Origin of the sequence: Leuconostoc pseudomesenteroides KCTC 3652, from assembly GCF_014634745.1 — a bacterium.
Taxonomy (GTDB): Bacteria; Bacillota; Bacilli; order Lactobacillales; family Lactobacillaceae; genus Leuconostoc; species Leuconostoc pseudomesenteroides.
The window spans coordinates 409711-430647 of sequence record NZ_BMBP01000001.1; the positions used below are offsets into that span (position 1 = coordinate 409711).

Genomic DNA, 20937 nt, shown 5'->3' on the forward strand with positions numbered 1-20937 from the left:
CTCCTATCAATTGTTAGAATAATTCCATTATACGCTTTTAAAATAAAAAACGTCCCACAAGCGGGACGTCAAAACAATGGTTATACCTCTAGATGGTTAACAGCTGCTTCTGGTTGTTCGCCTTTAAGCACCCGAACAATATCATTGGTAGCATCAACTGCCATACGTGCTTTTGTTTCAATTGTATTGGAAGCAATGTGTGGTGTCAGCAAAACATTTTCTAAGCTAACCAATGGATTGGTTACTGGCAAAGGCTCTTCTTCAAAGACATCTAATGCTGCACCAGCAATTTCATTATTTTTAAGTGCTGCAACAAGATCTGATTCGACGATAATGACGCCACGTGCCATGTTAATCAAGTACGCGTCATTTTTCATCATTTTGAACTCGGCTGCGCCAATTGAATGCTCTGTTTCTGGCAAAGCTGGTAGATGCACCATCACATAATCTGCTGTCTTGAAAATAGTATCACGATCAACAATTGATACGCTATCAGTTGATTTAGCAAATGGATCATAAGCAATAACTTTAACATCAAAGCCGCTTAACTTTTTTGCAACTTGTTGACCAATTCGACCAAAGCCTAAAATACCAACCGTCTTGCCTTCAATATCGCGGCCAGGATGTGACTTACGATAATTCCAATTATCATCGTGAATGGCTTTAGCATCTTGATAGAGGTTTTTACTGATAGCTAACAGCTCTGACACGGCTGTCTCAGCTACTGAACCTGACAGAGCTTTTGGCGTGTTGACCACATAAATGCCCCGCTTTGTAGCAGCATCAACGTCAACAGCGTCATAACCAACCCCATTACGCGCAATCACTTTTAAGTTTGGCATGGCATCCATAATGTCACCATCAAATGGTTGCGTACCAATCAAGACAGCACTTGCGTTAGCGCCTTCGATTTTCATCGTTTCACGGGCACGTCCAGTGCCAACAACCACTTCAAATCCAGCGTCAGTTAGTATTTTTTTACCTACTGCAGGAATATCATCTGGTAAATAAATTTGTTCTGTCATGTTTATGCCTCTTTCTGTTCTTTGGCTAAATAACTTGCCAATTGTTCTGGGGTTGGGTAGCCGTCATTGTCACCTGTTGTTTGAACTTGCAATGCACCAACGGCGTTACCACGTTCCACTGCTTGTGCCATTGTCAAACCTTCAATCAAGCCAGTAATGAGTCCCAATGCAAACCCATCGCCAGCGCCAACTGTATCCACTACTTTTTCAACTTTGAATCCCTGAACTGTGTAACTATCTCCCGCTTTATTTTTGACGTATGCGCCTTCAGGACCAAGTTTAACAACAACCGTTTGCGTGCGTTCACTATTTGCCAAATAGAAATCAGCAATTTTTTCTGGATCACGCGAGCCCATTAAAATTTCACCTTCGTTAATGCCTGGTAAAACAATTTCGCCATACTTTGCCAAATCGTTAATCGTTGTAATCATTTTTTCTTGTGATTCCCACAAAGCAGGTCTTAAATTAGGGTCAAATGTTGTCCGAATACCACGTTGAATTAATTGTTCGGCAAAGTAACGAAATGCTTCTCGCGCTTGATCAGAAATAGCAGGAAAAATGCCTGATAAATGTGCAATTTTAACACCATCAAAATCAATGTGATCAATGTTTGATTTGTCAAAGTGAGCAGCAGCAGAATTACGTCTAAAGTTAAAGGTTGAAGGATCACCTTTATCAACTAACTCTTTCAATTGGAAGGCAGTCCAGTTATGGTCATCTGTTGAAATATAATGATTACCTACATGATACTTGGCAATTTCTTTTACTGCAAATTGTCCCAACGGATCAGCACCCACTTGAGAAATATATTCAGTTGAATGTCCCAGACGCGTCGCACCAATCATCACGTTTAACTCAGCGCCACCCAAAAACTTATAATAGTTAATGCTATCAACTAACCCAGCATTCAAGTCAGTTGATGTAAAGGTTACAATTGGTTCACCTAATGTCAAAATTTCACTCATTATTTTACTCCTTAAACTGTTGTTTTTAGTGACCGAAGAAAGCAAATACTAGCAGTTCATTGACAATTGAAACTGCCCACATAACCGGAATGCCCATCTTCAAAAATTCTTTAGTTTCTAACTTTGAATATGTCAATGCCCATGTGTTCCATGATTGTGTTAAATCAATTGAAACCGCCATGATGCTTGCTGTATATAGCAATGGCAATAAGAAAATTGGTTGGAATGTGCCCGTAGCGGCCAAAACCGCAGCAGTTGCGGCACCGGCACCCCAAACATGCAAAGGCCCACGGAATAATGCCAATGGTGCTAGAATACCAACTGCAATCGCCAACACAAGTGGACTACTTGGCAAGATAACTTCGATGATACTTTTAAAGTGAGGCACATTCATTGTGGCAGCACCCGCAAACATCACCAGCGCCATCAAAAAGATAATCAGTCCTGAAATATCATTAATGGCTTGGGAAACAGTTTTGTTAATAAATTCAACCAGTCCTTTATAAGATTTCATCTGACCCGTCAAAAGCAACGCAATAATGGTTGCCAATAACAACGCAGGAATTGCATCCCAGTGGAAAAACATATTTAATGCAACTGGTAAGACTGGCACAATGAAAGTAATTGGATGAGTTTTTTTAAAATCAGCTTGATTATTGGCGGCAATCGTCTCAATTTTGCCATTTTTAATACTTTTACTATTAATCAAAATGAAGATGATCACACCAATCAATTGAACACTCATCGCTGCTAAACCAAATATCAGATACTTACCCGAGAAACTAACAGATGGGAAGAAAGCCTTAATTTGATTAAATAACACCACGTTAATGTACATTGGCGCACCGATTGCCATGGTAAATGCTGGTATAGCGACCTTTTTGGGAACGCCGATTGATAGCAAAATTGGAATTAAAATAACACCAATTGCGATTACTGATCCAACACCATAAGCAGATGAGAAAATCAACGCCGTGACCAATACCACCAAAATAGCAGCTAATATCGGTGCTTTTCGACCAACTTTTTCTGTCTGAGCCGAAATTGACCCGGCAATGCCTGAATCAACCAACACTCGCCCAAACCAAGAACCAAAAACAATATATATAATCGTTGGACCATAATTTAACGCTGGTGTTGCAATAACGTCTTGAATGACTTTATTGAATGGCACCAAACCAATAACTGACCAAAGTAATGCCATCACGAAGAAGCCAATCACAAGATTGCCACCCTTCACAATGTAATAAATGAACCCGACAAATGTCAGTAACAATAGGATACTAATAATAATGTTAGTCATGATTTGCCTCAGTTATACGCTTCTAGTGCCTGCACACCATCAATAATGACTTGCTCGCTAGCAGTCGGATACTCAACTGCGACTGGTACGTCTTGTGGCAAAATCGTCAAGATTGCTTGCCAATTGATATCCCCGTCATTTAAAGGCACTGTCACAAGATTATCCCCACTACCCTTATCATCTTTCACATGAATGTAGCGAACGTAAGGTGCAAGTGCTTTCGCTGCGACAACTTCATCTTCGCCGACATAACGCCAATTACCCATATCATAGACATAGCCTATGTCGAGCTTAGCTGCTTTGGCAGCAGTCATGAATGCCTTAATGGCATCAATTTTACCTGATACCTGTGTTTGGTCATTTTCAATATTGGTTTCAATACCACGGTCTAAGAAAGCATTGAGTTGTTGAATATCTTCAGGCAACAATGTATCAAAATCACCTGTATTAAATTTGATCACGCTAACGCCAAGTTGCGTAGCCTCATCATAATATTGTTCCAATTTTGGATTGATACGATGATTAACAAAGACTTCATCCGGCACCGAATAAAATAAACGTAATTGATGTGCTTTTGCGTAATCAGCAATAGCTGGCGTTTCAGCGGCAATGTCATCAAAATATTCACGACGTAATTCGGCTGACTGAACGCCCAATGCGACCACTTTTTTTAACATGTCTAATTGCTGCATGCCGTTGTCATGATCTTTAGCAAACACCAGATGGTTCAAGACGATTTGAGATTTTTTCATGATTAACTCCTTAATACTGGTTTAAATCTTTTACATGTTCTAATAATTCGTCAAATCCTAAATCAGACAAATTATTAGTATCGTTTTTATCAAAATTTTCACTTTCAATCCTATTGAATTTTTCAACAAGGAAGTACGCCGATAAGTAGGCAGCCAATTCTTTTTTGGCCATACTCTCTAATTCCTTTGCATTAAAATCGAAGTTGAACGATTCAATGAATCTCAAGGCAAATTTTTCTGGATCAATGTGCATTTGTTCTGTAGCCATCTTAGTGTCCTTTTTAGTTTATCGTTTTCGGAAACCGGTTTACAAAATATATTGTAAACGCTTTCAAACATTTGTCAACCCCTAATTTCAATTTGTCGTATAATGTTTTCATGGATAAAAAAGTCACAATTAATGATATTGCCACCCAAGCAGGGGTATCAAAAACCACCATTTCGCGTTATTTGAATGGTAAATTTGATAATATGTCGAGTAATACAAAAGCGCGTATCGAGGAAACAATTGATAAACTCGATTATCGGCCTAATCGTCAAGCGCAAGCCTTAAAAACGCATCACTCTTTTTTAATTGGCGTTTCAGTCGCTGATATTTCTAATATGTACACATCACGTTTGCTCAAAGGCATTGGCGAATATTTTCAAAAAACACATTATCAAGTCTTGATTATGGACGCCGATAATAGTGTTGCGCGAGAATTAAGTAACCTTGAAAAAATGATGACTGAACAAGTCGATGGCATCATTTTGCAACCACTTGTTCATCAACCTGAACATTATCAGTTGCTTGTCGCCGAAAACACACCAGTAGTCCAAGTAGATCGTTACACTGAGCCCTTCGCTTGGCCTGCTGTCGTGTCTGATAATTTTCAAAAATCAGTCGAATTAGCTAAAATTTTCAAAACAAAATCCTACGATGCTATTCTTGTTTTGGCCAACCACATCAATGGCGTATCTAGCCGAATGAATCGCTATAACGGTTTAGAAGCTGGCTTAACTGGTAGTGGTATCACCGTCAAACTAATTGAAATTGATGGCAGCGATTGGCAATCATTATTACATGCGGAAATCAAACAGCACCAACATCCAGCCATTTTTGCACTCAATGGGCAAGTGCTTTGGTCTGCCGTGCGTTTTGCCAAGGAACGCTCACTCAATATTCCTGAAGATGTCGGTTTAATTGGCTATGATGACGACCAATTTGCCGATATGATCACGCCGGCAATTTCATCAGTGTCACAAAATCCCCAAGAAATTGGCCGTGTCGCAGCAGAGCAATTATTATCAAGTGTTAACGGTCAAGCCACACCACCAAAAAATACTCGTATCCCATCCGAAATTCAAATGCGTGACTCTCTTTAATTTGTCAATCAGAATGACTTTACCATGAATTGTCAGATAACAGCCTATATTGGTAAATACGGCGAAAATAATCGACTAGTGTTAAAATTGAATCATGTGGTTTTAAGCATTGCACGCCACATACATTAATTTCATGATTACTAACAACCATTAATGAGGATTCAAATGGAAACACTCTATACCCTTTCGCTACTGCTCATTGGCGTTATTGCCACTAATATTATTAAAGACTTCATTCCAAAAATACCTGAAGCATTCATTCTAATCATTGTTGGTGTTGCTATGTCATTTACACCAATTTTTAACAATTTTGAATTAGAACCCGAATTTTTTATGTTAATGATTATTGCTCCGATTATGTTTATTGACGGTCAAAAACAATCATTTTCCAAAATTAAAAAGCGATTTGGTGGTATTTGGACGCTGTCGGTCGTTCTGGCCGTAGTAACGGCTTTAGTGGTTGGTATGATTACCAATCACGTTGAAGTAGCTTGGACACTGCCACTAGCCATTACATTAGCTGCCATCGTGACCCCTACTGACGCTGTTGCCGTCAAATCGCTAACTGCTGGTACCGACATGCCTGAGGGCGTCGGTGAAGCATTAGAATTGGAATCACTTTTTAACGACGCCACAGGCTTAGTCATGTTAGATTTATCCTTGTCCGTCCTCTCAAAAGGCACTTTTTCGGTGCTTAACGGTCTGGAACACTTCTTTTTTGTCGCTTTTGGCGGGGTTGTCATTGGCACTATTTCTGGGCTTCTAATTGTGGCATTGCGTGTCAATTTGCAACAACGCGCCTCCAATCCTGAAACGACCATCATCCCCATCAGCTTATTAACACCGTTTGCTGTCTATTTATTAGCTGAACACTTAGGCACATCTGGTATTTTAGCGGTCGTGGCCACTGGTATGGTCCACAACTGGGAATCAAGTCGTTTGCGACTAACTTCAACAAGTGTTCAGCTGACTTCAAGAACTATTTGGGGCACCATTGCTGATGTTTTAAACGATATTGTCTTTCTAATTTTAGGTATTTCCTTACCAACTGTTTGGTCAGCCATGACTAAGATTGGGGTGTCTGGTACACTCCAACTAGCTGCGCTAAGTCTCTTAATTTATGTCGTTATGCTTGTATTACGATACTTTTGGGCTTTACGTGACGATGATCGTAACAATCGTTCACGTCGTCATCGTCAGACACTTCCTTCATTCTTTGGTGATCGTAATGATCAAAATCATCGTTTTTATGCCCAAATTTTTGCTATCAGCGGTGTTCATGGTACTGTGACGCTAGCGATGGCTTTCTCATTACCTTATCAAATTGGCGGTCATGCCTTTCCGTATCGTGAAGAGCTCATCATTGTTGCCACCATCGTCATTTTACTCAGCATGCTGATCAGTGCAATTGTATTACCACTTAGTTTGCCAAAAAAAGTAGAAGCTTATTCCGATAGTGATTTAATTCATATCCGTGATAAGATGGTCGATTATGCCTCACTCAAAATTTTAGATACTGTCACCGACCATAACACACGTGAAGTGCTATCAGCACAACTACAATCACAAAAAAATAAACTGTTTATGATGGATGACAGGAAACGTCAATCATCTGAATTTATTGATTTAATTGCTGACACGCAGGATTTTATGATAGCTTATGTGCATGGTGATTATGCCTCTGCAACATATAGCTTGACTACCATCAACGCTTATACAAAAATACTGACTTATTCATTTAATAATGGTCAAAAAACAATGGGACATTTTAGTCATCATTTGAAGCATACTTTGAAGCGCTTTATGAGACAATCTGCTTGGCACTTAGCTAATGGTGCAATTACCAAAGCGCAACGTGACCGAATACGAAAAACAAAGCTTGCTAGTGACCCCAAATTTGCCGAAAGCGTTGAAAAATGGACTAATACAAGAAAAGAAATGTTGCGCTTAAATGAGGATGTGATCACTGCCACAGACAAACATTTAGATGATTTGTTAAGAGAACGCCTCGATAATAAACAAAGCGACAACGACTATATCTACATGACTCGCGAAACAATGAATCGCTTCTTCAGTGCCATTAAACGTGATTACCGCCAACAAACAACACAAGTTGACAACAGCTTATACATCCAAGCATTTCAATTTGAATATGATTTTGTGCAACAGGGTGTCACAGATGGCTTTATTCCAACGTCAATGGCGAGTGTCTTATACACTGAAATTAACCAAGCACAAACTTTACAGCTGCAAGAAAACAATCAGTTTGACGCCATTGGTGGCTAAAAAAAGAACTTCAGTGAAGTTCTTTTTTTAAACGAGTTGTTCATAAATTAGTTTTAATGTTCTTAGAGCATCGCTTAATGCCACCACTAGGCTTTCAGTGCCCACGCGTTGATCACCTCTTGGTATCACAACGCCAATCAACACCTCACTGTGTTTGACATCTTGATACCGTTTAACTAAGTGTGAATAGTCTGACAGGGGCACTGTTTCATTGACCATGTGGTCAGGACTAAGCCGATAACTGGCTGGTAAAGATAAAACCATATCAGTCACTGCTGTCATTTTATTGACAATGTCAGCAGTTTGTTTTGGCTTCATATTTTCTTCAATCGCCAAATAAAAATAAATATGATCAGCCCACATACCCAGCTCAAAGTGCGGCAACATTTTATACCCGCGTCGATTGGGTGCAAAAGCCACCCATGTATTATCCGGCGCATAGGTAGTTCGCCGCAAATGTTTTGCGACATGTGCATACCATTCTTGTCCATTTTCTTGCAAAATTGGTAAAGCTATGTCAGCAAATTCAACAAATTTTGGATCAATAATAGCCTTAATTTTAGCCATTCGCCCTGCTAACGTTTCATCATTAAAAATATCAAAATCACTGTCTTGAAACAAGATCTTTCCCCCATTTTATCTCAGCTATCCACTTTATAATTACATATCCCAATACTAAAATTGTTGCAATCAAATTTAACCAAATCAACAGTACAATCATAGAACTCACAGATTGATAGAAGTCATATTTCCCAATCGCAATCTTAGCATAGATGGTAAACCCTTTGTTCAAAGCATTTAGCATCAATAATTCTATGAAACTGCCAATCACGACAAATCGCAGAGGCGCTCTAGCATCTTTAGTGGGTAACAAAAAGTTCATCATGGTTAAAGCTAACCACATCCCCAACCAAATAAACCAACGTGTTTGGTGTTGCAAAAAGCTGGTCCATTGCGTATGCGGCAAGTGCTGCATAGCAATCGTTAGAACATTACTCCCAATCATCAATAAAGCGAACGCTGCAATAATCACAAGTAACCATAGAAATGAAAACAAACGTGTCAACATGTTATTAAAACGTTCATCAACATCAGCAATGGCATTGAAAGACTTACGGAATACAGCAATCACGCGAGAAATTGACCAAATGGTGAAGATAACAGTAAACGACAGTAATGAGGCACTTTTTGACGCCAAAACTGACTGCATAATTGGAATCACAATATTTTCAATATTTTTTGGTAGCATATTGCGCATGGCAGTCAATAAATCTGCTGTACTAAAGCTTGTAAAGGACACGATCATCGCTGCGCCCATCAATATTGGAAACACTGTTAACAAAGCATAATAAGCAAAAGTCGGACCAACGTAACCGATTTGTGATCGCGAAAAAAGCTCGCCTAAGGTGGATAATTTAAAACGCGCATCGATCACACGCCATGTTTGCTTAATTTTGTTATTCATGGTCCCATTATCTCAAATATCAAGCCCCATGAGCAAGTCTATCTCAAAACAATTTTCCAATACCAAAGTGAATGGCGACTGTTACAAGACCAATAATAATGTTTCGGATAACGGCACGCTTAACAAGACCGTTAGAAATTTTGGCACTCAAAAATCCAGTTAACGCGACAGCCACAACAGTCGCAACAATGGTAGCAACAAATTGATAGCGTCCTGTGACCAATATTAAGGCAGCTAATGGAAAAACGCCCCCAATCGCAGCACTAAATAGTGACGACCATGCTGCTGACCAAGGATTCATATAATGTCCCAACGTCAAATCGTATTTAACACTCAAAACTGTTTCGAGTGGTTTTTTAACTAATAGTTCATCTGCAATCGCTAGCGCTGTATTTTGAGATACCCCACGCTCAACATAAAAATCTGCCACGCTCCTTCGCTGTCCTTCAAAATCATCATGTAATAACTTTTTTTCACGTGCGACGACGACTTTTTCACTATCAGATTGCGAACTTACTGACGCATATTCCCCTGAAGCCATCGACAAAGCACACGCTAACAAATCTGCTAAACCAGCAATAAATATCGCAAAATGATTAGTCGTGGCGGCTGCAACCGAAAACAAGACACCAACAACAGTTAAAATGCCATCATTTGCCCCAAGAACACCTGCTCGAATCGCGTTTAGTCGCTCATCCATTGTCATACTTTTATTATTTCTTTGCTTTGACATTGTGTCCCCCTTTTATCGAAATAAACTACCAATGGCAAATGTCACAACCATCGTAAATATACCTGCTAACACATTTCGGATAGCAGCATGTTTTTTATCAGCACCATTCAAATGTGCAGCGACATAGCCTGTCAGTGCTAAGGCAATAGCAACGGCGAAAAAAGTCAACCATTCACGACTGCTTTTAGGTGACAAATACATTGCTAACATCGGCAAAATAGACCCAACTGGAAAACTAATTAACGAAGCTAATGCCGCATCTTTGGCACTCAATTCATTGTCTAATGAGAAACCAAATCGTTCACGAACTGTGGTTACAAGTGGTTCCTTAGTCATCATTTCACGAGTTGCTTGCATTGCAAGCTGCTCAGAAATACCATTATCTTCATATTTCTTTTGAACAAAGTTGAACTCACCTTCAAAATTTTGTTCCAACGCTAATGATTGTTCTCGTCGCACTTTTTCTTGTGCATCATGTTGTGAACTCACGGACACATATTCTCCCATTGCCATGGAAACCGTTCCGGCTAAAGTACCGGCAAAACCTGCTAAAAGAATTGTTCCAGTATGACTGGTGGCGCCAGCAACACCCAATATAATTCCTGATACTGACAAGATGCCATCATTGGCGCCCATCACTGCAGCACGAATGACATTGTTACGTTGCATCAAACTCTGCTTTTCCGACATTTTATTCCCCCCTCGATTTTAGAATCATTCTAATATAATAACATCATAACGCTCTTTTTATCACAATTCAAGTTTCTTGGTAGAATATTTTAGACGTGATATAATGAGGTCATATTAAATGGAGATGCTGATGCCTGATCAAAAATTGCGCAACATGTTGCAAGAACGTGGACTAAAAGCAACGTCTCAGCGTATGATTATTTTAGATTATCTGATGTCTCACAAAACCCATCCGACAGCTGAAATGATCCACGCTGACTTGCAATCAATTAGTTTAGCCACCGTTTATAATACGCTCGAAAAATTAATAGAAACTGGTTTAGTCGTTGTTATCGACGTGAACGATGATAAACGCCACTTTGATTATTATGGCAAACCACACTATCACATCATAAACCAAGAAACACACGAGATTATTGATGCTAATAATTTTGACGTGCAGCCATTAATTGACGCGGCTCGTAAGGCAAGCGGTCTCAATATTTCTGGTTATCACATTGAGTTATATGGTATTGACCCTAAAGATGCAAAATAAAAACACAACTGTTATGAACAACAGCTGTGTTTTTATTTGTCATACTGATTCAAAAAGTTGGTCACTTTTTGTCGATAAGCTACGGGATGATCTGGAAAACTTTGCACATGTTTTGAACCACTCGTCACCCACAATTTTTTTGGCCCCTTTGTTGCCGCGTAAAGCTGATAAACCATGCGTGTTGGTACAAACGTATCTTTGTCACCATGAATGAACAACATTGGTCGTTTATTTTTCGCAACCTGCTTCAACGGACTAGCCTCACCATATGAGTATCCAGCTCGTACTTTGGAAATACCGGAGACAATGTTAACAATAGGGAACCAAGGTAGCCCATACATATCCCCAGCCTCATGTTTCACTTCTGCCAAAACACTAGTGTATGACGAATCTTCGATAAACGCTTTCACTTGTTTTGGCAAATCATGTTCACCAGAAACATTAACAACAGTTGCTGCACCCATGCTCATTCCGTACATAACAATATCAGATTGTTGCCCATTTTTCTTTAGAACCTGATTAATCCAGCCCATATAATCACGACGATCTGTCCAACCGTATCCAATTAATTTACCCTGTGAATCACCATGTGCACGATTATCTGGAATTAACACATTATAGCCAAGATCGTGAAATAGTTCGCCGTAGATGGCCATCGTTGTTTTATTATTATGCCAACCATGTGCCAAAATTGCGGTTTTATTTGTTGGCCGACTAGCTGTCACATACCAAGCATCGAGTGTCAGCCCATCCAAAGTTTTTTGCGTCCAAGTCGCTTTATGACGTGCTAAAAACGTGTGCTCATAATCATAGACAGGACTGGATTTTGGTCTAAGTGCATCTGGTTTATTTGCAGCGGGATTGCGAACTTCTGCAACATGAAAAAAATACATCGCCGCTGATAATAATATCAGCATGACTACGGTTACCAGACCAATTAACCACTTATAGACACTTCTCATACTCACATTCTCCTCGAATTCAATCTTTTTATTTTACAACTTAATTGTATAGGGGGCAAATATGTTGATTCCCACTATTTTTAATCCTTTCAAAAATTGCCATGTTGTTCTCCTCATAATCTCATATATCCAATTTTTTCAAACAATGTTATCATAAGGTAACGATAAAAATAAATTGAGGTATTCAATCATGGCTTATTCACAAACTTGGGATTTGGAAAGTATTTTCCCGGGTGGCATCACATCACCACAACTCACTCAAAAATACGATCTCATCACTTCTCAAACACAAGACTTCGCGACAAAAGTTGACGCATACCGCGCATCTGATGATAAAGATTTTGACCAATTAGCTAACTTAGCTGATTTAGCACAAACAATTAGTGCTGGTATTGGCACAGCAGGTATTTTTGTTAATGGTTGGTCATCTGTTGATTATGGTAATAGTGTCTATGCACCTCATTTTGATAAATTAGGTAACTTGTGGGTTGCTTTTTCAACGCCACTCAACCGCTTCCAAAAGCTGTTATTACAATTAGATGATGCAACCTTTGCCACAGCCATTAAAACACAACGCTTATCACCGATTGCTTTCTATTTGACAGAGCTACGTACGGATGCCAAGCGTCTTTTGGATGACAGCACTGAGTCGTTGATCAATCAATTTGACCTTGATGGTCAGCAAGCATGGTCTCAACACTATGACACTATTTCGGCTTCACTCTCAATGAACTACACTGACGAAACGGGCAAAACACGACAAATTTCCGCTGGTCAAGCGCTTAATATGCTAGACGGTGAACCCAATAACGAGACGCGCGCCAATATTATGGCTAATTATGAGAAAATGTGGGGTAATGCAGAAAATCTCACTGCTGACACGCTGAATCATTTGGCTGGGTTCCGATTAACTAATCAGAAAGCACATCAACGTCAAAACTATTTAGAACAACCTTTGGAAATGAATCGCATGTCTGAAGAAACCTTAAAGGCGATGTGGCAAGTCGTTGATAACAACAAAGGCATGTTCAAACCTTACTTTGATCGTAAAAAAGCCTTGCTTGGTCTCTCGCAATTAGGTTGGCAAGATCAAGTTGCCCCGCTCACAAACATCGGTGACTACAGCCCTAAAGAAGTCTCTTACGATGAAGCAGCACAATTTATTATCACGCAATTTGGTAAGTTTTCACCTAAAATGGCTGATTTTGCCAAAACGGCATTTGAAAATAATTGGATTGAATCTGAAAACCGCCCTGGCAAACAACCGGGCGGCTATATGGAATCTGTCCCTGATTTACATGAATCACGCATTTTTCTAACTTATACTGGATCAGTCAATGATGCCGCAACGATTGCCCATGAGTTGGGACACGCTTTTCACTCTGCACAACTTAATGATTTGCCGTTCTGGCGTGATGCGTATGCCATGAATGTCGCTGAAACAGCTTCAACTTTCGCCGAACTTATTGTCAATGACGCTAACGTAAAAGCAGCAACGACTGACGCTGAAAAAGTGGTCTTATTAGACGCTAAAATGACTAATCCTATTGCCATGTTTTTGAATATTCATGCGCGTTTCTTATTTGAAGATGCTTTCTATACTGAACGTCAAAATGGCGTTGTCACACCGCAACGACTGAACGAATTGATGGATGAAGCACAAAAAAGTGCCTTTGATGGTATGCTAGATACACGTCACCCACATTTCTGGTCTTCAAAGTTGCACTTCTTTATTGATTCAGTCCCATTTTATAATTTCCCATACACTTTCGGCTATCTCTTTTCAGCCGGTATTTATGCACAAGCACAAAAAGATGGTGATAATTTCGAGGATAAATATATTGCGTTGCTTCGTGACACAGCAAATATGACATCAGAAGAATTAGCTCAAAAACATTTAGGTGTTGATCTGACTAAGCCAGATTTCTGGCAAGCTGGTGCTGATTTGGTTAAAAAAGATATTGATGAATTCTTGTCGCTATCTGAACAATTTATCAAGTAAAAATCATATTAAAGAGGCTCAACGTGTTAAACATGTTGAGCCTCTTTTAATCTTTATGAGTTTTGTTGCCAATTTATCACTGCGTCTGCGACATTATCAGCTGCACTAATCATGCTAATAACAGCAACGCCATTGATGCCAGTCGTATAAATATCATCAATATTTTGATTTGAAATACCACCAATAGCGACGATTGGCCAATCACTAATGCTTTTAATGTGTCTCAAGCCTTCAAGACCAATTGGTGGGTTAGCATCAGCCTTTGTCTGCGTCGCAAATATTGGTCCAACACCGATGTAATCAATTCCGGATAGACCTTCTAAACGATGAAAATCTGACTTTGTCGTCACGGACACACCAACAAACATACCATTGCAAGCGCGCACATTTTCAATAATACTACCATCTTTTTGACCAAAGTGTACACCATCAGCGTGAATTTGGTGAGCTAATGGTATATCATCATCGATGATTAAAGGCACATGATACTGGCGTGTTAAATCGCGTACACGCTCTGCCACACGATATTTTTCAGCGCCTTTTAATGCGCCATCACCTTTTTCACGATATTGAAAAGCAGTAATACCATATTTCAAAGCGATTGTTAAAATATCAAAAAATTGTGATTCGTTTTCCACATTTTGAGTGCCTAAAACAAAATAACGTCGTAATATTAACGGATTAAATGTCATGAAGTACCTCAATTGTATCTTCTGTCACCAATTTGGTCCCATGGTTAAGTGGTCCATGTCCGTGTCCAACAGCAATGCCATCACGAATTGTGGCGTCAACGTATCTTTTCCCATTCAAAATTGCCACATCTAAAGTTTTGCCAAGCGCTAATTGTGAAGTAATCGCTGCCGAAATAGTGTCTCCGGTGCCGTGGGTACGCTCAGTATGGACCCGCTGACTTGCCAACCAGAAATCTGTCCCATCAGCCAATAAGATGTAATCCTCAATACGTGATGACTGCCCATGACCTCCTTTCAATAAAACATTTTTGGCGCCTAATTTTTGAATCGTCCTAGCTGCACGTTGCATGTCTTGCCGATTATTAATCGCTTGACCACTTAAAATTTCAGCTTCTGGCATATTAGGCGTTACAAGTTCTGTCAGCGGTAACAATAAACTTTTCACGGCAGCCACTGCATCAGGATTAAGCAGCTTTGCGCCACCTTTCGCAACCATTACCGGATCTAACACATATTTACCAAAATCAAAATTTTGCAAGCCTTTGGCAACAAGCGCTACTGTCTCTGCGTTACCGAGCATGCCAGTTTTGATTGCTTTAATCGCTAAATCATCAGCGATTGATTTCATTTGTGACCAAATCATATCAGGTGGGGTCATCAAAACATCTTGAACACCCAATGTATTTTGCGCTGTTAAAGCGACAAATACATTAGCACCATAGACACCCTGTGCAGCAAATGTCTTTAAATCAGCACTAATACCGGCACCACCACTACTATCAGCACCAGCGATTGTTAATACTTGTGGTGTTTCATTGCTCATAAATATTGCACACTTTCAGTCATAAATGTCGCTACTTCCTCGCTTGTAATTGCAGCAAGCTCATCTAGCAATTGCATACTATAAAAACCTGGTGTCGTAATTTGACGGCTGGCTTTGAGCCCAGCTAACTTAAAAGTTGCCATCGCATACGTGACATTTTCCACAGTGAGTGATTCAGCTACAAAGGCACCAATAACAGACGATAATGCATCGCCAGTACCCACATTAGTTGATAATAATGGCACATCTGTCTCAATGACGGCAGTTTGATGGCCATCACTAATAACATCTTTGGCGCCACTTAATGCAATTATGGCACCAGTCTTTTCTGCTGCTAATTGTGCGATGGCAATCACATCCCCACTACCAGTGGCATCAATGCCTTGACTGTCAAAATCAATATCGGCAAACCACGCTATTTCCGCTGCGTTGCCTCGAATAATATCAACATGCCCTTCTTGCATCAAAGTCTGCACAGCCTTACTACGAAAAGGTACTGCAACAGCAACTGGATCCAAGATAACAGGTTTATCTAAATTAGTAGCGACCTTTGAAAGCGTTACAATATCAGACAGTTCATTGGCCTTAAGCGTACCAATATTGATGACAACGGCATCTGCAATTTGACATAAATCATTAAATTCACTAACTTCCCTACTCATAAGTGGCGAAGCACCAATAACATTCACGACATTGGCTACGAATTGTGGGGTAACAAAGTTAGCATAAGTCAGAACAAGCGGTGATTGTGTCCGTACATTTTTAATCGTCATTAGTATTGACTCCCTTTTTCATAGGCATTCCGCCAAAATTTTAGTTCAAATTGATATGATTTTTCAAAAATAGCGACATCCAGTTGACCGTCTGAATGGTCAACAATCTGCCAGTAATAGGTTACCAAATCATGATATTGTTTACTGGCGTAATATTGCTGCCAACCATTGTTTGTTTGATGTGCCAGTGCTTTAGCTATAAAATAATAGGATTCTACACAAGGTAAGGTTGCCATAATTGCTGCCATAGCACCTTTTTGAGCTGCAGAACGCATGTGATTCACATAAGATTGCCCAACCAAATCTAAAGGCTTTGGGGCAACAGCATCCACTAGACTAAGATGTGCTTGTCCTTCATCGTCGCTTGTCGGTCTGGTTAAATGTAATGATTCATCAATTTGATTCACAATGGGCATAAATGCTTCAATGTAGCTTGCATCTTGTGCTGTATAATAATCAGCTTGCCGCTGAGTTAATGAATTACTGCCAATAGCTTTCACGAAAGGTTCAGCCATGATTTGAGGCATAAATTGTTCTCTAATGGTTTGTAATGAGGTCATGTTTTCTCCATAATAGGACACAAAAAGGCCGCGAACCCACTCCAAGAAGATGCGTTCACGGCCAGTAATCAACATTTAAAAAACACTAGCTTATGCAACATATCTCCCTGCGTACGTACTAACGTCATCAGGTTCAATGGGTATTTCTCAGCCAATCGGCACCCCAGATATTTTATTTAATTCAAGATAAGTGTAAATGAATGTCACCAGATAATCAACCCCACCATTCAGGATCAACATCTCTCATTTGATGTTTTAGTGACAATTGCGAATCACTTGTAACACGTTGATAAGTTGTTGTATAAGGATTTTTCATCAAATTAATCATTTGCTGATACTGCGTACTTTTCAAAAAATCAGCTAATTGACTGTGATTTTGCCAAAAAGTCCACAGCATATAATCTGCTTTACCATTATCATTTTGAGCCACAACACCGGCAACATTTACTAACTTACCAATTAGTTTATCATTATCATCTTTAGCCTGAAAGGCAATTTGATGAATCACACGACCAGTTAACTGACCATTAGTATAACGACTATCAAATCCTAATGGCCGTTGAAATTGTTGGACAATTTCTGGTGCATCCAAAATCAAAATATTCGAACCAGCCAATTGTGATACCTTCCCGAGGTAAAACACATTGTCTGGATTCGCTGTTTGAAGTGCTAATAATTCTGAAACTGACTGTTCTGGTGCAAGTACAAGATTAATTTTCATAAGAATGGCTCCTTTAACATTGTGACGACATCTGGTGAAAGCCGAACTGCATTACGCTGAATAAACTGTTGAACGCCTTTAAACGTTGTCAGATCAACTGTGGGTGTCATAGCGTCTGATGCAACTAATGCTTTTGCATAAACAATATCTGAACGCGTCATCATCGTCATGCCCCATGGCTCGCTCAGCAACAGTGATTCCCATTGATCGGTTAATAATGCTTCAGCTCTTTTGAACCGATTGTCTTTGGCAATAAAACTACTCAGATCTCTTGGATTTAATTTCATAGGGTCAACACCTTTCCAATTTGATTAGGCAAACTGAGTTGTTGCTGTTCTGGCAGTATCCAATAAACACGACGATACTGTGACATAATCGGTGATGTTTCACCGTCACCATCAGTTAGGATAATCACTGTTGTCGTCTCACGAGGTGTTTTTTGTTTATCTAGATAGTCAAAAATACTTTGAAATGCCGTCCCCCCGCCAGCACGGCGCTGCCAATGATTGATATTTTGAATCACTTCAACTGCTGTATCAAATGAAAACACGCGAACTTTAGCATCAAATTGTTGTGTTATTTGCATCACATTGGCTAGGAATTTACCCACTAGTTTATCACTAATAGAAGCCGAATTGTCGACAAATACCAAAATTTCATTTTCATACGTACTAATTTCACCAAATAAATCCATTCGGTAGGCTTGGCGTCGATTAAATCGTGCGCGTGATGGTTTCTTTTGATTAGGTACTTGGCTTACCCCTGTTTTGAGGATTTGATGCCAATTTTTTTTAGGCACCACCACCGCAGCAATCTGCTGCATGACAGCACTAGTCAAGTGACCTCGCCCAGATTTTTGTGCATCTTCATTGGCTTGGCGAATGACTTGTTCAAGTGCCGATTTAGCCTCATCAGCCTCATCGCCAACACTCGCCCAATCACCGTGGCCGTCGATGTCCCCATGAGCGGGCACATCATCTTCAAAACGACTGATTAAATCAATATAAGTTTGCGAATCTTGATAAGGCGCAAACCATTCGCCGTACACATCAAACAGCATTTGCAAAGTCACAGCCGTTGGTAACTCACCTAATTCCTTAGGTAAATATTGATTAATCGCCACATCAGTTCCTAGATCAACAACTGATTTTGCTTGGTGCGTTGTAGCATAGCGAACTGGGTGTTCCCAAATAACATGCAGTGCTTCATGTGCCAATGCAGCCGCAATCTGATTGTATGTGCTGAAATTTTCTGTTAAACGAGCTGGATTGATTACTAAGTACCAACGATGATTTTGCCATTTTAATGCCAATGGATGCGGTGCTAACAGGTTCATTTCACGGGTTAAATTCATGACAATGTTGCCATATAGCGGTGAAACATCTAGCAAGGTTTTAATACCACCTAATATTAAATTATCCGTTTCATCCTGCGTTGTCATCTGGTCGCAATATCCATAATTTGTTGATACAACACGTTTGCATAGTGTTCTTCTGAATTGTATAGATCATCTAAAATTGGAGCATTTGTCATTTGCTTAACCAGTGCATATTGACCATCTGGCGCCACCAATTGTAGTAATTCACTAAAACGTGCAGCGTTATTATCGTGTGTCATATCTGCCGTCAATAACAATGTTTTCATCACTGTCATTTTTTGAATTTCTGAATAACTTTCGAATTTAGAACGAATGTTTAAAGGTACTTTAGGGCCGTCTGGTTTTGAGTCAAAAACGTCTTCAGCTGTGAGACTTGGCGTTTGTTCCCGTACAAATCGAACAAATTGTGTAGCTACTACTTGACCTAAATCACCCGCCACAATATCAAATAATAAATCTTCTTGCTGACGACTAGACAGCCCAAGCAATTCAAAAAGATTATCCGACACACGTTGCCAAGCACGTGGCGTTGGATTCAAGTCAACTTCACGCACATCAGGATATAACAAACCAGCATTTTCAGCGATAAACCTGCGCACCAAATCATGAATATTGGGTCGTTGATCGCCTTTAGCAGCCCATGCTAGCCAATCTTTCACTGATACGCTCATCACTAATCTTGTTGTCCGATCCTTAATTGCGGCATCAGAAGTTTGAACCGCATATTCAGATGTCTCAAAACCATGCATACTATCATCTGGATTTTCTGCCAAGATAAGGAAAACATTTTTTGGCAAAACTAGATCATTAATCTGTCGTTGTAGCACTAAATTCATCAGTTCGGCCTGAACAGCTTGTGAGCCGCGATTAAATTCATCTAAAAACCAAATGATTGGTTGACGCGGCACCGATTCGGCATGCTGAATAATTTGAATCAGCGTGTGTGTGTAGCCAAATTTAACATCAGCAAGTTGCCCATAATGCTTAGTTTCTAAAAATGCGCTTTCAGTCAAGGGCGGTATTGGAATCGCCAAATCGCCTTTTTCTGACAGAGAAACCACCGTTGTAAACAATTGCGCGTTCATTTGGTTTGCCACATCGCTCACTAAAGCAGACTTGCCAATGCCTGCTTCTCCAACAATATTAGGGACATTACCGCCTCGTAATATCAGTGGGACTGCCGTTAATAGTTGTTGATAAGTTAAACTCATAATGAACCTCATTCCTATCTATATTTTACCGCAATCCAAACAATCATGCTAAAATGAAAGTATGACAAAAAAAATTCTAATTCTCGGTGCTAATGGTCAAATTGCCAAATTAGTGGTTAATATGTTAGCCAATACCGACACACAATTAAAGCTCACCTCTCTTCACGCCAAACCAGCCCAACACATTACCAAGCTAGACGCAGCAAGTGAAGCTGATTTGGTGACAGCATTAAAAAATATTGACATCGTATATGCCAATGTTGGTGCCGAAGGTCGTCAAAAAAATGTGGCTAATGCGTTAGTCAACGCCATGCATACTGCCGGTGTGTCTCGACTGATTTGGATCGCGACAATTGGCATTTACAATGAGTTGCCACCACAGCAAGCTGATTTATGGCGCAATATTTTGGGTACTCCCGAAAACGAAAACAGCTACATTGGTGATCAAGCCGCTGCCGCACAACGTATTACAGCATCTCAACTTGATTACACCATTATCAGACCCAATGAACTCACTGATGACAATAAAATGCAGCAACTTAACGTTCAAACTGATCCAAACGAAGAAATTATTGGTGGGCCAATCACACGCACTAGTGTCGCAGAATTTGTCACACAACTCATCAACAATCCCGACCAATATATCGCTGAATCCGTTGCGATTTCGTCAACTCATTAATCTTGATAATCATAAAA

The 20937-nt window shown here is 39.8% G+C and carries 23 protein-coding genes and 1 riboswitch; of the genes, 5 read left to right on the forward strand and 18 right to left on the reverse strand.

Features of this window, described 5'->3' with window-relative positions:
- Positions 1 to 80: 80 nt before the first annotated feature.
- Genes IEU65_RS01955 through IEU65_RS01975 form a run of 5 tightly spaced genes read right to left on the reverse strand, consistent with a single transcriptional unit; the run spans position 81 to position 4313 of the window.
- Positions 81 to 1025 (reverse strand): phosphoglycerate dehydrogenase, encoded by a 945-nt coding sequence (locus tag IEU65_RS01955; protein ID WP_010291415.1) that lies wholly within the window; start codon positions 1023 to 1025, stop codon positions 81 to 83.
- A 2-nt stretch (positions 1026 to 1027) separates the two neighbouring features.
- Positions 1028 to 1990 (reverse strand): sugar kinase, encoded by a 963-nt coding sequence (locus tag IEU65_RS01960; RefSeq protein ID WP_010291418.1) that lies wholly within the window; start codon positions 1988 to 1990, stop codon positions 1028 to 1030.
- Between the two features lie 25 nt (positions 1991 to 2015).
- A complete protein-coding gene (locus tag IEU65_RS01965) occupies positions 2016 to 3293 on the reverse strand; it encodes a hypothetical protein (RefSeq protein WP_010291420.1) in 1278 nt (425 codons plus the stop codon).
- A gap of 8 nt (positions 3294 to 3301) precedes the next feature.
- On the reverse strand, positions 3302 to 4045 hold the full coding sequence (locus tag IEU65_RS01970; RefSeq protein WP_010291422.1) for a sugar phosphate isomerase/epimerase family protein: 744 nt from the start codon (positions 4043 to 4045) through the stop codon (positions 3302 to 3304).
- 10 nt (positions 4046 to 4055) lie between these two features.
- Positions 4056 to 4313 (reverse strand): hypothetical protein, encoded by a 258-nt coding sequence (locus tag IEU65_RS01975; protein WP_010291424.1) that lies wholly within the window; start codon positions 4311 to 4313, stop codon positions 4056 to 4058.
- Between the two features lie 110 nt (positions 4314 to 4423).
- Here IEU65_RS01975 and IEU65_RS01980 point away from each other — a divergent pair, with 110 nt between their 5' ends.
- Both IEU65_RS01980 and IEU65_RS01985 read left to right on the forward strand, forming a co-directional pair.
- Positions 4424 to 5410 (forward strand): LacI family DNA-binding transcriptional regulator, encoded by a 987-nt coding sequence (locus IEU65_RS01980; protein ID WP_010291425.1) that lies wholly within the window; start codon positions 4424 to 4426, stop codon positions 5408 to 5410.
- Positions 5411 to 5575: 165 nt separating this feature from the next.
- On the forward strand, positions 5576 to 7696 hold the full coding sequence (locus IEU65_RS01985) for a cation:proton antiporter (protein ID WP_010291426.1): 2121 nt from the start codon (positions 5576 to 5578) through the stop codon (positions 7694 to 7696).
- Positions 7697 to 7723: 27 nt separating this feature from the next.
- Here the strand turns inward: IEU65_RS01985 and IEU65_RS01990 are convergent, their stop codons facing one another.
- From IEU65_RS01990 to IEU65_RS02005, 4 genes are read right to left on the reverse strand one after another with little or no spacing between them, the layout of a single operon-like run.
- Complete coding sequence (locus IEU65_RS01990; protein ID WP_010291427.1) at positions 7724 to 8317, reverse strand: DUF1054 family protein; 594 nt, start codon at positions 8315 to 8317, stop codon at positions 7724 to 7726.
- Positions 8301 to 9161 carry a YihY/virulence factor BrkB family protein gene (locus tag IEU65_RS01995; protein WP_010291429.1) on the reverse strand — a complete coding sequence of 287 codons (861 nt, stop codon included), beginning with the start codon at positions 9159 to 9161 and terminating at the stop codon, positions 8301 to 8303. The genes IEU65_RS01990 and IEU65_RS01995 overlap by 17 nt, the downstream gene beginning before the upstream one ends.
- A gap of 43 nt (positions 9162 to 9204) precedes the next feature.
- Complete coding sequence (locus tag IEU65_RS02000; RefSeq protein ID WP_010291431.1) at positions 9205 to 9894, reverse strand: VIT1/CCC1 transporter family protein; 690 nt, start codon at positions 9892 to 9894, stop codon at positions 9205 to 9207.
- 12 nt (positions 9895 to 9906) lie between these two features.
- Positions 9907 to 10584 (reverse strand): VIT1/CCC1 transporter family protein, encoded by a 678-nt coding sequence (locus tag IEU65_RS02005; RefSeq protein ID WP_010291432.1) that lies wholly within the window; start codon positions 10582 to 10584, stop codon positions 9907 to 9909.
- A gap of 130 nt (positions 10585 to 10714) precedes the next feature.
- On the opposite strand from IEU65_RS02005, the gene IEU65_RS02010 reads away from it, so the two are divergent.
- Positions 10715 to 11119, forward strand: a complete 405-nt coding sequence (locus IEU65_RS02010) for a Fur family transcriptional regulator (RefSeq protein ID WP_010291435.1) — start codon at positions 10715 to 10717, stop codon at positions 11117 to 11119.
- Positions 11120 to 11151: 32 nt separating this feature from the next.
- Here the strand turns inward: IEU65_RS02010 and IEU65_RS02015 are convergent, their stop codons facing one another.
- On the reverse strand, positions 11152 to 12081 hold the full coding sequence (locus IEU65_RS02015) for an alpha/beta hydrolase (RefSeq protein ID WP_010291438.1): 930 nt from the start codon (positions 12079 to 12081) through the stop codon (positions 11152 to 11154).
- A 190-nt stretch (positions 12082 to 12271) separates the two neighbouring features.
- Here IEU65_RS02015 and IEU65_RS02020 point away from each other — a divergent pair, with 190 nt between their 5' ends.
- Positions 12272 to 14083 (forward strand): M3 family oligoendopeptidase, encoded by a 1812-nt coding sequence (locus IEU65_RS02020; protein ID WP_147651267.1) that lies wholly within the window; start codon positions 12272 to 12274, stop codon positions 14081 to 14083.
- A 53-nt stretch (positions 14084 to 14136) separates the two neighbouring features.
- On the opposite strand, the gene thiE is transcribed toward IEU65_RS02020, so the two are convergent.
- The 8 genes from thiE to IEU65_RS02060 all read right to left on the reverse strand — a co-directional run bounded on the left by thiE (position 14137) and on the right by IEU65_RS02060 (position 20241).
- Positions 14137 to 14775, reverse strand: a complete 639-nt coding sequence (gene thiE, locus IEU65_RS02025) for a thiamine phosphate synthase (protein WP_010291441.1) — start codon at positions 14773 to 14775, stop codon at positions 14137 to 14139.
- Positions 14765 to 15598 carry a bifunctional hydroxymethylpyrimidine kinase/phosphomethylpyrimidine kinase gene (thiD, locus tag IEU65_RS02030; protein ID WP_147651266.1) on the reverse strand — a complete coding sequence of 278 codons (834 nt, stop codon included), beginning with the start codon at positions 15596 to 15598 and terminating at the stop codon, positions 14765 to 14767. Before thiD ends, thiE begins: the two co-directional genes overlap by 11 nt.
- Entirely contained in the window at positions 15595 to 16371 is a 777-nt protein-coding gene (gene thiM / locus IEU65_RS02035) for a hydroxyethylthiazole kinase (RefSeq protein WP_010291444.1), read from the reverse strand. The genes thiD and thiM overlap by 4 nt, the downstream gene beginning before the upstream one ends.
- Positions 16371 to 16931 carry a TenA family protein gene (locus IEU65_RS02040; RefSeq protein WP_010291446.1) on the reverse strand — a complete coding sequence of 187 codons (561 nt, stop codon included), beginning with the start codon at positions 16929 to 16931 and terminating at the stop codon, positions 16371 to 16373. The genes thiM and IEU65_RS02040 overlap by 1 nt, the downstream gene beginning before the upstream one ends.
- 87 nt (positions 16932 to 17018) lie before the next feature.
- Positions 17019 to 17107: riboswitch (TPP riboswitch) on the reverse strand.
- A 38-nt stretch (positions 17108 to 17145) separates the two neighbouring features.
- Positions 17146 to 17652, reverse strand: coding sequence for a hypothetical protein (locus IEU65_RS02045; RefSeq protein WP_010291448.1), 507 nt, complete (start codon positions 17650 to 17652; stop codon positions 17146 to 17148).
- On the reverse strand, positions 17649 to 17939 hold the full coding sequence (locus IEU65_RS02050) for a hypothetical protein (RefSeq protein ID WP_010291449.1): 291 nt from the start codon (positions 17937 to 17939) through the stop codon (positions 17649 to 17651). Before IEU65_RS02050 ends, IEU65_RS02045 begins: the two co-directional genes overlap by 4 nt.
- Complete coding sequence (locus tag IEU65_RS02055; protein WP_010291450.1) at positions 17936 to 19093, reverse strand: vWA domain-containing protein; 1158 nt, start codon at positions 19091 to 19093, stop codon at positions 17936 to 17938. The genes IEU65_RS02050 and IEU65_RS02055 overlap by 4 nt, the downstream gene beginning before the upstream one ends.
- Complete coding sequence (locus IEU65_RS02060; protein ID WP_010291451.1) at positions 19090 to 20241, reverse strand: ATP-binding protein; 1152 nt, start codon at positions 20239 to 20241, stop codon at positions 19090 to 19092. Before IEU65_RS02060 ends, IEU65_RS02055 begins: the two co-directional genes overlap by 4 nt.
- A gap of 61 nt (positions 20242 to 20302) precedes the next feature.
- Here IEU65_RS02060 and IEU65_RS02065 point away from each other — a divergent pair, with 61 nt between their 5' ends.
- Entirely contained in the window at positions 20303 to 20920 is a 618-nt protein-coding gene (locus tag IEU65_RS02065) for an NAD(P)H-binding protein (protein WP_010291452.1), read from the forward strand.
- The last annotated feature ends 17 nt before the right edge of the window (positions 20921 to 20937 follow it).